General features: G+C 47.1%; 15 protein-coding genes. 13 read left to right on the top strand and 2 right to left on the bottom strand.

Going from position 1 to position 16,019, the window contains the following annotated elements:
• From M0696_RS17275 to M0696_RS17245, 7 genes are read left to right on the top strand one after another with little or no spacing between them, the layout of a single operon-like run.
• On the top strand, window positions 1-1,077 hold the full coding sequence (locus tag M0696_RS17275) for a polysaccharide pyruvyl transferase family protein (protein ID WP_166848160.1): 1,077 nt from the start codon (window positions 1-3) through the stop codon (window positions 1,075-1,077).
• Window positions 1,074-2,108 carry a glycosyltransferase gene (locus M0696_RS17270; RefSeq protein WP_166848162.1) on the top strand — a complete coding sequence of 345 codons (1,035 nt, stop codon included), beginning with the start codon at window positions 1,074-1,076 and terminating at the stop codon, window positions 2,106-2,108. The genes M0696_RS17275 and M0696_RS17270 overlap by 4 nt, the downstream gene beginning before the upstream one ends.
• Entirely contained in the window at window positions 2,105-3,622 is a 1,518-nt protein-coding gene (locus M0696_RS17265) for an MATE family efflux transporter (RefSeq protein ID WP_222142062.1), read from the top strand. The genes M0696_RS17270 and M0696_RS17265 overlap by 4 nt, the downstream gene beginning before the upstream one ends.
• On the top strand, window positions 3,619-4,227 hold the full coding sequence (locus tag M0696_RS17260; RefSeq protein WP_166848167.1) for a sugar transferase: 609 nt from the start codon (window positions 3,619-3,621) through the stop codon (window positions 4,225-4,227). The genes M0696_RS17265 and M0696_RS17260 overlap by 4 nt, the downstream gene beginning before the upstream one ends.
• Window positions 4,224-4,862 carry an acetyltransferase gene (locus M0696_RS17255; RefSeq protein WP_222142061.1) on the top strand — a complete coding sequence of 213 codons (639 nt, stop codon included), beginning with the start codon at window positions 4,224-4,226 and terminating at the stop codon, window positions 4,860-4,862. Before M0696_RS17260 ends, M0696_RS17255 begins: the two co-directional genes overlap by 4 nt.
• A gap of 16 nt (window positions 4,863-4,878) precedes the next feature.
• Window positions 4,879-6,045, top strand: coding sequence for a DegT/DnrJ/EryC1/StrS family aminotransferase (locus tag M0696_RS17250; protein ID WP_222142060.1), 1,167 nt, complete (start codon window positions 4,879-4,881; stop codon window positions 6,043-6,045).
• Window positions 6,024-6,992, top strand: coding sequence for a polysaccharide pyruvyl transferase family protein (locus M0696_RS17245; protein ID WP_166848174.1), 969 nt, complete (start codon window positions 6,024-6,026; stop codon window positions 6,990-6,992). Before M0696_RS17250 ends, M0696_RS17245 begins: the two co-directional genes overlap by 22 nt.
• Before the next feature lie 9 nt (window positions 6,993-7,001).
• Here M0696_RS17245 and yvfG read toward each other — a convergent pair whose 3' ends face one another.
• Entirely contained in the window at window positions 7,002-7,220 is a 219-nt protein-coding gene (gene yvfG / locus M0696_RS17240) for a protein YvfG (RefSeq protein WP_003219905.1), read from the bottom strand.
• A gap of 78 nt (window positions 7,221-7,298) precedes the next feature.
• On the opposite strand from yvfG, the gene rpoN reads away from it, so the two are divergent.
• Entirely contained in the window at window positions 7,299-8,609 is a 1,311-nt protein-coding gene (gene rpoN, locus M0696_RS17235; protein ID WP_222142059.1) for an RNA polymerase factor sigma-54, read from the top strand.
• Between the two features lie 26 nt (window positions 8,610-8,635).
• On the opposite strand, the gene lutP is transcribed toward rpoN, so the two are convergent.
• Entirely contained in the window at window positions 8,636-10,327 is a 1,692-nt protein-coding gene (gene lutP, locus M0696_RS17230) for an L-lactate permease LutP (protein WP_222142058.1), read from the bottom strand.
• Window positions 10,328-10,554: 227 nt separating this feature from the next.
• On the opposite strand from lutP, the gene lutR reads away from it, so the two are divergent.
• From lutR to ganQ, 5 genes are all read left to right on the top strand, one after another.
• The gene (gene lutR / locus M0696_RS17225; RefSeq protein WP_166848182.1) at window positions 10,555-11,277 is read left to right on the top strand and encodes an L-lactate utilization/bacilysin biosynthesis transcriptional regulator LutR; all 723 of its coding nucleotides are present in this window, start codon (window positions 10,555-10,557) and stop codon (window positions 11,275-11,277) included.
• A 181-nt stretch (window positions 11,278-11,458) separates the two neighbouring features.
• Complete coding sequence (ganR, locus tag M0696_RS17220; protein WP_166848198.1) at window positions 11,459-12,451, top strand: galactan degradation operon transcriptional regulator GanR; 993 nt, start codon at window positions 11,459-11,461, stop codon at window positions 12,449-12,451.
• Between the two features lie 140 nt (window positions 12,452-12,591).
• Window positions 12,592-13,857, top strand: a complete 1,266-nt coding sequence (gene ganS, locus M0696_RS17215; RefSeq protein ID WP_166848201.1) for an arabinogalactan oligomer ABC transporter substrate-binding protein GanS — start codon at window positions 12,592-12,594, stop codon at window positions 13,855-13,857.
• A 39-nt stretch (window positions 13,858-13,896) separates the two neighbouring features.
• Window positions 13,897-15,153 (top strand): galactooligosaccharide ABC transporter permease GanP, encoded by a 1,257-nt coding sequence (ganP, locus tag M0696_RS17210; RefSeq protein WP_222142057.1) that lies wholly within the window; start codon window positions 13,897-13,899, stop codon window positions 15,151-15,153.
• A gap of 3 nt (window positions 15,154-15,156) precedes the next feature.
• Window positions 15,157-16,008, top strand: a complete 852-nt coding sequence (ganQ, locus tag M0696_RS17205; RefSeq protein WP_222142056.1) for a galactooligosaccharide ABC transporter permease GanQ — start codon at window positions 15,157-15,159, stop codon at window positions 16,006-16,008.
• Window positions 16,009-16,019 lie beyond the last annotated feature (11 nt).

The raw sequence follows: 16,019 nt of genomic DNA, 5'->3' as shown, positions 1-16,019 counted from the left end.
ATGTCGTTACAATCGTTGAAAATCAACCTTGCAGAATGGCTGCTGCTTAAGGTCAAATACCCGTCCCAATATTGGCTGGGTGCGGCCGATCAGCCGATAAGGGCCAAAGCACATCAGAAAAAAATCATACTAACCCTGCTGCCGTCCCATGACAATTTGGGTGATCACGCAATTGCATATGCCAGCAAGACATTTCTTGAGCGGGAATACCCCGATTTTGACATTGTCGAGGTCGATATGAAGGACATTTACAAATCTGCAAAAGCACTGCTCCGCTCACGCCATCCGGAGGATATGGTCTTTATCATCGGCGGCGGAAACATGGGTGATTTATACCGTTATGAGGAGTGGACGCGCCGCTTCATTATTAAAACATTTCACAATTATCGAGTTGTCCAGCTTCCGGCAACGGCTCATTTTTCTGACACGAAAAAGGGGCGCAAAGAGCTGAAACGGGCGCAGAAAATTTATAACGCACACCCCGGCCTATTGTTGATGGCACGGGATGAAACAACGTATCAATTTATGAAACAGCATTTTCAAGAAAAAACGATTTTGAAGCAGCCGGACATGGTGCTGTATTTAGATAGAAGCAAGACCCCAGCAGAGCGCGAAGGGGTTTATATGTGTTTGCGCGAGGATCAGGAAAGCGTGCTTCAGGAGGATGAGAGAAATCGGGTAAAGGCTGCGCTATTTGAAGAATTCGGTGAGATCAAGTCCTTTACAACAACGATCGGGCGCAGGGTCAGCCGAGATTCAAGGGAGCAGGAGCTTGAAGCGCTGTGGTCTAAGCTGCAAAGCGCAGAAGCCGTTGTCACTGACAGGCTTCACGGCATGATTTTTTGCGCGCTGACAGGAACGCCGTGTGTCGTCATCCGCTCCTTTGATCACAAGGTGATGGAAGGCTATCAATGGCTCAAAGACATCCCATCCATGAAGTTGATTGAACATCCGGATCCAGAGCGTGTGACAGCCGCAGTAAAAGAGCTGTTAACAAAAGAAACACCCCGTTCCGGCTTTCCGAGAGACGTGTATTTTAAAGGGCTGCGGGATAAAATCAGCGGTGAAGCGCAATGACCCCGCTCGTCAGTATTATTGTCCCGATGTACAACGTTGAACCATTTATAGAGGAGTGCATTGACTCTCTGCTTCGTCAAACGCTTTCTGATATTGAAATCATACTCGTGAATGACGGAACACCGGACCGTTCAGGCGAGATTGCAGAGGACTATGCAAAACGGGATGCGAGAATCCGGGTCATTCATCAGACAAACGGCGGGCTGAGTTCAGCACGAAATGCGGGAATAAAGGCCGCGCGGGGCACTTACATCGGATTTGTTGACGGAGATGATTATGTATCTTCCTACATGTTTCAGAGGCTGATTGAAGAAGCAGAGCAAAATCGGCTGGACATCGCGGGGTGCGGTTTTTATAAGCAGTCAGCGGACAGTCGGACATATGTGCCTCCGCAGCTTGACACAAACCGCGTGCTGACAAAAGCGGAAATGGCTGAACGGCTTAAACATGCTCACGAAACGAGGTTTATCTGGTATGTATGGCGTTATGTTTATCGCCGTGAGCTTTTGGAGAGGGCGAATCTGCTGTTTGATGAAGATATCCGTTTTGCTGAAGACTCCCCCTTCAATTTGTCCGCTTTTTGCGAAGCGGAGCGGGTGAAAATGCTGGATGAAGGCTTGTACATCTATCGTGAAAACCCGAACAGCCTGACAGAAATTCCTTATAAGCCGGCGATGGATGAACATATTCAAAAGCAATATCAGGCGAAAATCGCATTCTACAATCATTACGGTTTAGAAAGTGCATGTAAAGAAGATTTGAATGTATACATTTGCAAGCACCAGCTACCGATGCTTCTCGCAAACGCCTGTGCTTCTCCGAATCCGCCGAAAGACATCAAAAAGCAGATCAGACACATTTTATCCTATGACATGGTGCGGCAGGCTGTCAGAAATACACCAGTTCAGCATGAGAAATTATTAAGAGGCGAGCGTTTGGTATTAGGACTGTGCAAATTGCGGCTCACATTTCTCATCAAGCTGTTCTTCGAGCAGCGGGGAACGATGAAAGGCAGTGCGAAGCAGGCATGAAATTCACGATAAACTTCAGTGCAAATCTCACGGCCTTTCTATTGTCTGTTTTCCTGTCGGTCTGGATGACGCCTTTTATTGTCAAAACGCTTGGTGTGGAAGCGTTCGGCTTTGTTCATTTGACCCAAAACGTGATTAATTACTTTTCGATCATCACCGTGGCGCTCAGCTCGGTTGTCGTGCGGTTCTTTTCTGTCGCTGCCCACAGGGGAGAGCATGATAAAGCAAGTGCGTATATCAGCAATTATTTAGCGGCGTCTGTTCTCATTTCATTGCTTCTGTTGCTGCCTCTTGCGGGTTCGGCTTTCTTTATTGACCGCGTCATGAACGTGCCGCCGGCGCTTTTGGCAGATGTGCGTTTGTCGATTTTGATCGGCAGTCTGCTGTTTATTTTAACGTTTCTGATGGCGGGCTTCGGCGCTGCACCATTTTATGCCAACCGCCTTTACATCACGAGCTCAATTCAGGCAGTGCAAATGCTTGTACGCGTTCTGTCTGTGCTGCTCTTGTTTGCATGCTTTGCGCCAAAAATCTGGCAGATCCAGCTTGCCGCTTTAGCTGGCGCTGTCATCGCGTCTTTGCTGTCTTTCTATTTCTTCAAAAAACTGATTCCGTGGTTTTCGTTTCGTATAAAGGATCTTTCCTTCCGCGTAAGCAGGGAGCTGTTTCAGGCGGGCGCATGGAGCTCCGTCAATCAAATCGGCGTCCTGCTTTTTTTGCAGATTGATCTATTAACCGCCAATTTGGTGCTGGGGGCGGCCGCCTCCGGGAAATACGCGGCGATTATCCAGTTTCCGCTGCTGCTGCGCAGCTTAGCTGGAACGGTCGCATCCCTGTTTGCGCCTCTTATGACTTCGTATTATTCAAAAGGCGATATGGACGGATTAGTGAATTACGCCAACAAGGCAGTGAGGCTGAACGGTCTTTTGCTTGCGCTCCCTGCTGCCTTATTGGGCGGATTGGCAGGGCCTTTTCTGACGATCTGGCTCGGACCGTCCTTTTCGTCTATCGCACCGCTTTTATATATTCATGCCGGATACTTGGTGGTCAGCCTCGCTTTTATGCCGCTGTTTTATATATGGACCGCCTTTAATAAACAAAAAACACCGGCGATCGTTACCCTGCTGCTAGGCGCTGTGAATGTGGTTCTGGCCGTCGTGCTGAGCGGGCCGGCTCATCTCGGTTTGTACGGCATAACATTGGCGGGGGCGATTTCCCTTATTTTGAAAAATGCCATCTTTACGCCGCTTTACGTATCCCGTATTACCGGCTACAGAAAGCACGTGTTCTTTAAAGGCATAATCGGGCCTCTTTCAGCGGCTGTGTTTGCCTGGGCGGTCTGTGAGGCAATCCGGTTCGTTGTGAAGATTGACGACTGGACATCACTGATAGCAGCAGGAATGACAGTCAGCTGCTGCTACGCTGTTTTCGCTTTTATGCTCGTTTGTACGAAAGAGGAAAGACAGCTGGCACTAAAACGGTTTCGAAAAACGAAAGGAGCTGTGAATCTTTGATCCTGAAACGACTTTTTGATCTGACGGCCGCTATTTTTTTATTGTGCTGTACGAGCATCATCATTCTGTTCACCATCGCCGTTGTCAGGCTGAAAATAGGATCACCTGTCTTCTTTAAGCAAGTAAGGCCGGGTCTGCACGGCAAGCCATTCACTCTTTATAAATTTCGAACGATGACGGATGAACGGGACAGTGAAGGAAATCTGCTGCCTGATGAAGTCCGGCTGACGAAAACGGGCAGGCTGATCAGAAAGCTGAGCATCGATGAGCTTCCGCAGCTGCTGAATGTCCTAAAAGGCGACTTGAGCCTTGTCGGCCCGCGACCGCTTTTGATGGACTATCTGCCCCTTTATACAGAAAGGCAGTCACGGCGCCATGAAGTGAAGCCGGGTATCACAGGCTGGGCGCAAATCAACGGCAGAAACGCGATTTCCTGGGAAAAGAAATTTGAATTAGATGTTTGGTACGTTGACAATCGATCATTTTTTCTCGATTTGAAAATTTTATGTTTGACGGTGCGAAAAGTACTTGTTTCTGAAGGGATTCAGCAAACCAATCATGTGACCGCCGAACGGTTTACTGGAAGCGGAGATGTGTCCTCATGAGAAACGTGGCCATTGTGGGTGACGGCGGACACGGAAAGGTGATAAGAGAGCTGATAAACGCCCGGTCAGACACGCGCTTAGCCGCGGTGCTGGATGATAAATTTCAAACATTTAAAGCCGGAAAAGAGTGGTACACAGGCCCGCCGGAAGCCGTTGCTGAATTGCGCAGGCTCATTCCTGATGTGTTGTTTCTGATCGCCATCGGAAACAACCGTGTCAGAAAACAGTTGGCGGAGCGGCTGGGACTGAAGAAAGAAGATTTCATTACATTGATTCACCCGTCAGCCATTGTCAGCAAGTCGGCTGTTATCGGGGAAGGGACGGTGATTATGGCGGGCGCGATCATTCAGGCGGATGCGCGTATCGGCGCCCACTGCATCATCAATACAGGTGCGGTGGCAGAGCACGACAATCAAATCAGCGATTACGTTCATCTTTCTCCGCGTGTCACGCTGTCAGGGGCTGTTGCCGTTCAGGAAGGCGCTCACGTGGGAACCGGCGCGGCCGTCATACCGCAACTCACAATCGGATCTTGGAGCATTGTCGGCGCCGGCTCCGCGGTGATCCGTTCCATACCGGACAGGGTAACGGCGGCCGGTGCCCCGGCGCGTATTATTTCTTCCATTCAAACATAAAACAAAGGATGATTATATGCATAAAAGAATCTACTTATCTCCCCCTCACATGAGCGGCAGAGAGCAGCACTATATTTCAGAAGCCTTTCGCTCAAACTGGATTGCGCCACTTGGGCCACTCGTGAATTCATTTGAAGAACAACTGGCTGAACGCGTCGGCGTAAAAGGGGCGGCTGCGGTCAGCTCAGGAACGGCGGCGATTCATCTGGCGCTGCGCTTGCTTGAGGTAAAAGAAGGAGACAGCGTGTTTTGCCAGTCCTTCACATTTGTAGCAACTGCCAACCCGATTTTGTATGGAAAAGCGGTACCCGTCTTTATTGATTCTGAGCCCGATACGTGGAATATGTCACCGAAAGCCCTTGAACGAGCGCTGGAGGCTGCGAAAAGAAACGGAAAGCTGCCCAAAGCGGTCATTGCTGTCAATCTATATGGGCAAAGCGCGAAAATGGATGACATCGTAAGCCTGTGCGAGGCATACGGAGTTCCTGTCATTGAGGACGCAGCCGAATCTCTCGGCACAGTTTATAAAGGGAAGCAAAGCGGGACATTCGGGCGCTTCGGCATTTTTTCATTTAACGGAAACAAAATTATTACCACATCGGGGGGCGGAATGCTCGTTTCAGACGATGAAGCCGCCATTGAGAAAGCACGGTTTCTCGCTTCGCAGGCACGAGAGCCGGCTGTTCATTATCAGCACAGCGAAATCGGATACAATTACAGACTGAGCAATATCCTCGCCGGCGTGGGCATTGCCCAGCTTGAGGTATTGGATAAGCGGGTGGAGAAAAGAAGAGCCATATTCACAAGATACAAAAACGCACTCGGTCACATAAACGGCGTCCGCTTTATGCCAGAGCATGCAGCAGGTGTATCCAATCGCTGGCTGACCACGCTCACACTTGATAACGGGCTGAGCCCATATGACGCGGTTCAACGCCTTGCGGAAGAAAACATTGAAGCACGGCCGCTGTGGAAGCCGCTCCATACCCAGCCGCTGTTTGAGCCGTCTTTATTTTATTCTCATGAAGATACAGGAAGCGTATGCGAAGATCTTTTCAAACGAGGGATCTGTCTCCCATCAGGGTCAAATCTGACGGAAAAAGAGCAAGACCGGGTCATTGATGTGCTAGCACACTTATTCCAAACTGGCGAGGTGAAGAAATGGACAGCAAGCATTCGATGATCAGCCTGAAACAGAAACTGTCCGGGCTGCTCGATGTCATTCCGAAACAGTCCGAGATCATATATGCCGACTACCCTCTATACGGAAATGTAGGGGATTTATTTATTATGAAGGGCACAGAAGCCTTCTTTAAAGAACATGGGATCCGGGTCAGAAAACGCTGGAATCCCGACAATTTTCCACTTGGGCGAAAGCTGGATCCGAATCACATCATCGTCTGCCAGGGAGGCGGCAACTTCGGGGATTTGTATCCGTATTATCAAGGCTTTAGAGAGAAAATCGTCCAAACCTATCCGAACCACAAAATCGTGATCCTGCCGCAATCGATTTATTTTCAAAATGAAGACAATCTCAAACGGACGGCGGAGATATTTTCTAAGCATGCAAATCTCCATATCATTACTAGGGAAAAAGCCTCCTATGCAACGGCGCAGGCTTATTTTACAAGCAATCAGATTAGGCTTCTGCCTGATATGGCTCATCAGTTGTTTCCCGTTGTTCCCACGCAGCAGCCGTTCAACCAAAAGCTGAGATTTATCAGAACAGATCATGAAGCAAACAAGGAGCTTCAGGAACACGCAAAAGCTGAAAGCTACGACTGGCGCACGGTGCTGTCAGCTTCAGACCGCCGGACGATCGCTTTTCTGCAAACGCTGAACGTCCTGAACAAAAAAGCGGGCAACCCTCTGCCCATCGCGTATATATGGGAAAAATACTCGGATTATATCGTCAAAAAAGCGATTCGTTTTTTCAGCCGTTACGAATCGGTGGAAACGTCAAGGCTGCACGGCCACATCCTGTCCTCTCTTCTTCAAAAAGAAAACACGGTCATTGATAATTCCTACGGGAAAAACGCCAATTACTATCATACCTGGATGAAAGGAGTGCCAAGCACCCGACTCATCCAGAACGCCTCAAAGAAGGAAAACCTTCCTGCTCACATGTGAGCGGAAGGTTTATTTTGATTCTCCCCGTTTGACTTTGTTGTACGCTTCATCTAAATGCTGAATCCGTTTCAAAACGACTGCGTTTTTCGTCAGCTGGTCCTGCACAAGCGTAGAGACGACAGAACGGTAGTAGCTGTTCATCGCGTGGATTTTATCCTCAGACTGATTCATTTCAATATGCTGTTTTAAATTCTCAATAAAATAAGGGACGGAAAAAAGTTCAGACATTTCTTTGGCAGCTCCTTTTTCATAAATGTATACGGTGTGATCTCAATCATGTACAATGAAGAAAGGGGAGTGAGCAAGATGGATATGAAACTTCAGCAAGTACAAGTATTAAAGCCTCAACTGACACAGGAGCTCAGGCAGGCCATCACGCTGCTTGGCTATCATTCGGCAGAACTCGCCGAATACATTGATGAGCTCTCACTGGAAAACCCTCTTATTGAACGAAAGGAAACAGACACACCGCCATTATCTTACCATAAAACAAACAAAAACAGGATGAATGCACAGGAAGCAGGCCTTCAATTAAGTGATCCGCAAAAAACACTGCAGGATGTATTAAAACAGCAGTCACTCGATATGAATCTGACAAACTCCGAAAAAAAGATTTTTAATTATCTGATTCATTCGCTTGATTCGAACGGGTACTTGGAAGAAGATATGGAGGAGGCAGCACGGCGACTATCTGTTTCCACCAAGGAAGCGGAAGCGGTTTTGGCAAAACTCCAGTCGTTAGAGCCTGCTGGAATCGGCGCAAGATCTCTGCAAGAATGCATTCTTCTCCAATTACAGCGGCTGCCGAACAGAAATGAACAAGCGGAAATGCTTGTTTCTGCTCATTTTGATGCTTTTGCGCAAAAGAACTGGAAAGCGCTTTCAAAGGAAACGGGAATTCCGCTTCATACGATTCAGGATATCTCTGATGACATCGCAGCTCTTCATCCAAGACCGGGCCTTCTATTTGCAAGGCCGGAGCAAGATGTGTATATCGAGCCTGACATTTTTATCACCGTGAAAAACGGTCACATCGCAGTGGAGCTGAACACCCGCTCGTTTCCAGAGATAGACCTGCATCCGCAGTACAGAACACTTTTATCGTCCGGCTCCTGTCAGGATACCGCCTCTTATTTATCTGCGAAATACCAGGAATGGCGCTGGCTGAGCCGCGCGCTGCGACAGCGAAAGCAGACGATCACGAGAATTGTCAATGAGCTGATCACTCGCCAAAAGGATTTCTTTCTGAAAGGGCGAAGCGCAATGAAGCCGCTGACTCTCAGAGAGATAGCGGACTGCCTAAGCCTTCATGAATCAACTGTGAGCCGGGCAATCAAAGGGAAAACGATGCAAACGCCGTACGGACTGTTTGAGATGAAACTCTTTTTCTCAGCAAAGGCCGAGGCTTCGGGAGATGGAGACGCGTCTAACTATGCAGTCAAAACGCATCTAGAAGACCTGGTCAATCATGAGGACAAAACAAAACCGCTCTCAGATCAAAAGCTTGCCGATTTGCTATATGAACAGCACGGCATCCAAATTTCCAGACGCACAGTCGCAAAATACCGCGATCAAATGAACATCCCGTCATCGGCAGCGAGAAAACGGTATAAATAAAATCCTCCCGGAAAGGGAGGATTTTTTTAAGGAATCATCCAGCTGAACACATGATGCTGCAAAAAGGTGATGATACAAACGAGCAGCAGCAAAAACAGGCTGTGCTTAATCGTAAAGCGGAAAAGATCTGACTCTTTTCCGGCGAGTCCCACCGCAGCACAAGCCACCGCAATTGACTGCGGCGAAATCATTTTTCCCGTGACACCGCCTGAAGAGTTGGCGGCGACAGACAGTACGGGGTCCATGCCGACCGATAACGCGGTGACTTTCTGCAGGTTGCCGAACAGCAGGTTGGCAGACGTATCCGAGCCGGTAATGAAGACGCCGAGCCAGCCGAGAACAGGCGAAAAAAAGGTAAACATCGAACCTGTCAGTGCGAGTGTCATCCCGAGTGTCGTGCTCATTCCCGAGGAGTTGGTGACATAGGCGAAACCAACGACAGAAGCGATGGTCAGAATCGGAAACTTTAACTCTTGAATCGTTTCTTTAAAAACAGCTCCCCAGTCTTTCCACGAAATGGCCGTGATGAATTTTGACAGCACAGCGGCAATCAATATCGCGGTGCCGGCCGAACCAAGCACTTCAAGCTTGTAAACCGCTTCAATCGGCGCGCCGTCAGCATTGACAATTTGATTGTTCAAAAAAGGCACACCAGGGGCGAAAGTCAGTTTTTCGCCTACTGCATTCAGCCACTTCAAGAAAACAGCAGCCCCTTCATAATGCCCGGTCAGCGCGGATTTGACAGATGGAATGCCCCATACAGAAATCATCACCGTCAGCAGCAGAAATGGCGACCAAGCCTTAAAAATCTGTCCGCCGCTGTACACTGGCGCTGCCGGATTCGTTTTCGCCGTTTCAATAGCGGCGGCCGATTCCTGTTCACTGGCAAACCGGAATGTTGTTTTCGGCTTCCACCATTTCAAAAACACAGCAAGCGCAGCCATCGAAACAAGTGCCGACAAAACATCCGGCAGCTCAGGTCCTAAGAAATTGGAACTGAGGTATTGAACAACAGCAAAGGAAACACCGGAAACGAGAATCGCAGGCCAGACCTCAAAGGCTTTCCTGAACCCACTCATGATGATGATTAAATAAAGAGGAATAAATACAGATAAAAACGGCAGCTGCCGCCCTACCATTTGTGAAATGTCCATCGCCGGAATTCCTGTCGGCCCTTCTACGGCTGTAATCGGAATCCCAATCGCGCCAAAGGCGACCGGTGCCGTATTGGCAATCAAACAGATTCCCGCTGCATAAAGAGGGTTAAAGCCGAGGCCAACCAGCAGCGCGGCAGAAATGGCGACCGGTGCTCCAAAGCCGGCGGCTCCTTCTAAAAAAGCCCCGAATGAGAAAGCGATCAGGAGCGCCTGAAGCCGGCGGTCATCTGTAATCGAGAGAACAGAACTGCGAATGATATCAAACTGTCCCGTTTTCACAGTGATTTTATACAAAAAAACAGACGTCACAATGATCCAGCCGATCGGCAACATTCCGTATACGGCTCCCTGTGTGGCGGACATCAGCGCTTTTTCCGCCGGCATTCGATAAACCAATACAGCAATAATAAGTGCGATCCCCAATGTGGACAAGCCCGCTGTATACCCCTTCATCCGTTTAATCGCTAGCGCCCAAAAAAAGAAAATAATCGGTACAAGTGCGGCAAGCGCTGATAAAAGCAAATTTCCCCCTATAGGCGTAAATGCCTGTGTCCATTGCATCCCAAACCCCTCCTTGAAACATAAACTGGCGTTGTATGTAAGCGGTTTCTATAGATGATATGATCATCTGATGACTGGGTAATAAGACCAGTTACCTAGCATTATATTTTGAAAAAAATCAAAGTACAAGACTTTTTGACAAAATTGTCAAAATCTTTTGGCGTCCCCAAAAACAGAGTATAATAGATCGTAAACAGCCAGACCTACAAGTTACGGGGTGAATTGCGTTGAAATACAAACAGATTAAAACAAAGAAAATATATGAAGAAGTGGCGGATGCACTATTAGATATGATCAAAAACGGCGAATTGAAGCCAGGAGATAAATTAGACTCCGTTCAGGCGCTTTCCGAAAGCTTTCAAGTCAGCCGCTCAGCGGTACGCGAAGCACTTTCCGCGCTAAAAGCGATGGGGCTTGTCGAAATGAAACAGGGAGAAGGCACATACCTGAAAGAATTTGAGCTCAATCAAATTTCTCAGCCGCTCTCAGCCGCCCTTCTCATGAAAAAAGAGGACGTCAAGCAGCTTCTCGAGGTCAGAAAACTGCTTGAAATCGGCGTGGCGTCATTAGCTGCTGAAAAAAGGACAGAAGCTGATCTCGAAAGAATTCATGCTGCGTTAAAGGAAATGGGCAGCATTGAAACGGATGGGGAGCTGGGCGAGAAAGCTGACTTTGCATTCCATCTGGCGTTAGCTGACGCTTCCCAAAATGAACTTCTTAAACACTTGATGAACCACGTGTCATCATTGCTGCTTGAAACGATGAGAGAAACACGGAAAATCTGGCTGTTTTCCAAGAAGACCTCAGTTCAGCGGCTGTATGAGGAGCATGAACGGATTTACAATGCCGTGGCTGCCCAGAACGGAGCGCAGGCTGAAGCCGCCATGCTGGCGCATCTAACGAATGTGGAAGATGTGCTTTCGGGATATTTCGAGGAAAATGTGCAATAACCAACTCATTTCCCGGGCAATTCCGCAAGTGCCGCACGATACGAACAACCGAGACTGAGCCGCAAATGGTTCAGTCTTTTTACATGACGCACCAAGGGCTTTGTGCACTTGACATTTACGGAAAAGAAAGTAAAATATTTTACTAAAATGAACAGCAAGCTGAATAATGGAGGCAGATGCAATGGCGACAATTAAGGATATCGCGCAGGAAGCAGGTTTTTCAATTTCAACCGTTTCCCGCGTTTTAAATAACGATGAAAGCCTCTCTGTTCCTGACGAGACACGGGAGAAAATTTATGAAGCGGCTGAAAAGCTCAATTACCGAAAGAAAACAGTGAGGCCGCTAGTGAAACATATTGCCTTTTTATATTGGCTGACAGATAAAGAAGAATTAGAAGATGTCTATTTTAAAACGATGAGATTAGAAGTAGAGAAACTGGCGAAGGCATTCAATGTAGACATGACCACCTACAAAATTTCGGACGGTATCGAAAGCATCCCTGCACATACCGAAGGATTTATAGCTGTTGGGACATTTTCTGACGAAGAGCTGGCTTTCCTCAGAAATCTCACTGAAAACGGCGTGTTTATCGATTCAACTCCTGATCCCGATCATTTTGACTCAGTAAGGCCTGATTTAGCTCAAATGACAAAGAAGACGGTAAACATCCTGAGCGAGAAAGGGCATAAGAGCATCGGTTTTATCGGCGGAACATACAAAAATCCGAACACCAATCAGGATGAAATGGACATTCGTGAACAAACTTTCAGATACTATATGAGAGAAAAAGGCATGCTGGACGAGCGTTATATTTTCTGTCATCGCGGGTTTTCTGTAGAAAATGGCTACCGCTTGATGACAGCTGCGATAGACACGTTAGGCGATCAGCTTCCGACTGCTTTTTTGATCGCAGCAGACCCGATTGCAGTAGGCTGTCTGCAAGCCCTGAACGAAAAAGGAATTGCCATACCGAACAGGGTAAGCGTTGTAAGCATCAACAACATCAGCTTCGCAAAGTATGTCTCGCCCCCTCTGACGACGTTTCATATTGATATACATGAATTATGTAAAAATGCTGTTGAAATGCTGCTTGAACAAGTGCAGGACAAGAGAAGAACGGTAAAAACATTATATGTGGGCGCGGAACTAATCGTCAGAAAGAGTATGAATTAAGAATGGCTTAGGAGACTAAGTCATTTTTTAATTGAGTAAAAAAATTTACTGATAAGAGTAAATAGTTTGTTTACACATTTTCTCAGCCGTGCTATATTATTTTTGAAGCGCTTTCATTCGAAACGAAAGGGTGACAATCAATGAAAATGGCACTAAAGTATTCCGCACTCATGCTCTGCGCGGCTGTCAGTTTATCTTTGGCGGCTTGCGGCCCAAAGGAAAGCAGCAGCGCCCAATCAAGTTCAAAAGGGTCGGAGCTTGTCGTGTGGGAGGATAAGGAAAAGAGCATCGGCATTAAAGACGCCGTGGCTGCGTTTGAAAAAGAGCATGATGTGAAGGTCAAAGTCGTTGAAAAACCATATGCCAAGCAGATTGAAGATTTGCGGATGGACGGACCGGCCGGAACGGGGCCTGACGTGTTAACGATGCCAGGTGACCAAATCGGAACGGCTGTTACGGAAGGATTACTTAAGGAATTACATGTCGAAAAGAGCGTTCAATCGCTTTATACTGACGCTTCCATTCAGTCTCAAATGGTAGATCAAAAGCTTTATGGGCTGCCTAAAGCGGTCGAGACGACAGTGCTTTTTTACAACAAAGATCTCATTTCAGAAAAGGAATTGCCGCAAACGCTGGAAGAGTGGTACGACTATTCCAAAAAGACTGCTGATGGAAGCGAATTTGGCTTTTTGGCCCTCTTCGATCAAATTTATTACGCAGAAAGTGTGATGAGCGGGTACGGCGGATATATCTTCGGAAAGGACAAAGACGGCAGCTATGACCCATCAGACATCGGAATCAATAATGAAGGCGCTGTCAAAGGCGCTGCACTGATTCAGAAGTTTTACAAAGATGGCTTATTCCCGGCAGGCATTATTGGAGAACAAGGGATTAATGTGTTGGAATCGCTGTTCACAGAAGGAAAAGCTGCCGCGATTATCTCAGGCCCGTGGAATGTAGAAGCCTTTTCGAAAGCAGGAATCAATTATGGCATAACAAAACTGCCGAAGCTGGAAAATGGGAAAAACATGAGTGCCTTTATCGGCGTCAAAAGCTACAACGTCAGTGCGTTTTCAAAGAATGCGGAGCTGGCGGAAGAATTAGCTGTTTTCCTGGCAAACGAAAAAAATTCTAAAACACGATATGAACAAACGAAAGAAGTCCCTGCTGTGAAATCCTTAGCCGATGACCCGGCTATTATGAAAAGCGAGGCAGCACGGGCTGTTACTGAACAATCCCGCTTCTCAGAGCTGACGCCAAATATTCCGGAAATGAATGAAATATGGACGCCGGCTGATTCAGCATTGCAGACGGTTGCAACAGGAAAAGCGGATCCAAAACAGGCATTAGATCAAGCTGCTGAAACGGCAAAAGGACAAATCAAGGCAAAGCACAGCGGAAAATAAAGAGAAAGCTAGATTTGTATGGTAAGAGAGGTGAAAACGGTGCAGCATCGTCAAATCGCTTTGTTGCTGTCTATCATCCCGGGGCTCGGGCAATTCTATAACAAGCAATGGATAAAAGGTTTTGTTTTTCTTTTCTTAGGCGCATCGTTTTTTGCAGTCTTTGGAGATCTGCTCAATATGGGGTTTTGGGGAATCTTTACACTGGGAACAGAAGTGCCGCGGGATAATTCCGTGTTTCTGCTGGCGGAAGGAATTATCGCTGTAATCGTGACCTGCTTTGGCCTTGCGGTGTATTATGTGAATCTTCGCGATGCGTTTCAAAGCGGAAAACAGCGCGATGAAAACAAGCCATTGAGCTCCCTCAAGGAACAATACCAACATATTATTTCTCATGGCTACCCTTATGTCGTCAGCGGCCCATCTTTGTTTATTTTAATTTTCGCTGTAATCTTCCCCATTTTATTCAGCTTTGCACTAGCGTTTACAAACTATGATTTGTATCATTCTCCTCCTGCTAAATTAATTGATTGGGTCGGTTTTCAAACCTTCTCAAACATCTTCACAGTTGATATTTGGAGGTCGACTTTTTTTGATGTACTGGCTTGGACGGTGGTTTGGACACTTGCCGCATCCACATTGCAAATCAGTTTGGGGATTTTTCTCGCGATTATTGTCAATCAGAAAGATCTTCGTTTTAAACGCTTTTTCCGGACGATTCTCATTTTGCCATGGGCTGTTCCCGGATTTGTTACGATTTTAATTTTTGCTGGGCTGTTTAATGATAGCTTCGGTGCGATGAATCACGACATCTTGGCTTTCTTCGGCATAGAGCCTCTTCCGTGGATGACAGATGCCAATTGGTCGAGACTTGCGCTGATTCTCATGCAGGGCTGGCTCGGGTTTCCGTACATCTTTCTCGTCTCAACAGGCATCTTGCAGTCTATCCCGGACGATCTGTATGAAGCAGCCACGATTGATGGCGCTTCAGTTTTCGCAAAGCTGAGATACATCACACTTCCAATGGTGTTCATTGCCATGGCTCCGATTATCATTACTCAGTTTACGTTTAATTTTAATAACTTTAATATTATCTATCTATTCAATGGCGGCGGTCCGGCTGTAACCGGATCAACTGCCGGCGGGACAGATATCCTTGTTTCGTGGATTTATAAATTGACAATGCAGTCCAGCCAATATTCACTTGCCGCAGCTTTAACCATTTTATTATCTGTGTTTGTCATCTCCATCGCTTTGTGGCAGTTCAGACAGACGAAGTCTTTTAAAGAGGGGGCATGAGGCATGCTGGCAGATATGAAGGTCAGAAAATATATCCGTCTCCTTCTCTCTTATTTGTTGTTAGCCTGTATGGCGGTCATCATTGTTTATCCTCTCCTTTGGACGGCAGGCGCAAGTTTTAACCCCGGCAATAGCTTGATCAGTACATCCATCATTCCAAAGCATCCGACATTCGACCATTACAAGGAATTATTTGCGGGCAAAGAAAGCCTTCAATATGTGCAGTGGTATATCAACTCAATGAAGATCAGCCTGTTTACGATGGTAGGGTCTTTAATCTGTGTGACGTTTACAGCCTATGCGTTTTCACGCTTTCGATTTAAAGGGAGGAAATACGCATTAACCCTCTTTTTATTGCTGCAAATGATTCCTCAGTTTTCGGCTTTAATTGCCTTGTTTGTATTGGCGCAAATCTTAGGAATGATCAATAGCCACTGGCTGTTAATCTTGCTTTATATCGGAGGGCTGATCCCGATGAATACGTATTTGATGAAAGGGTACATGGATTCCATTCCGATGGATTTAGACGAAAGCGCCAAGATTGACGGGGCCAGCAGCACAAGAATCTTCCTCCAGATCATTTTGCCATTATCAAAACCGATGGCGGCAGTGGTCGCTATGAACGGCTTTACCGGCCCGCTAGGAGATTTTGTGCTGTCTTCAACGATATTGAGAACGCCTGAATCATATACTTTGCCAGTCGGTCTATTCAATTTAGTGAATGATGTCATGGGGGCCAGCTATACGACATTTGCAGCCGGAGCCCTGCTTATCAGCATACCGGTAGCCATCATCTTTATCATTTTGCAAAAGCATTTTGTGTCCGGTTTAACCGCAGGGGGAACGAAAGGGTAAGAGAATAAGGA

It is taken from the genome of Bacillus rugosus, assembly GCF_023238245.1.
Lineage (GTDB): Bacteria > Bacillota > Bacilli > Bacillales > Bacillaceae > Bacillus > Bacillus rugosus.
Note: the sequence above shows the minus strand (reverse complement) of the source record. Positions and strands in the feature narration are given on the sequence as shown.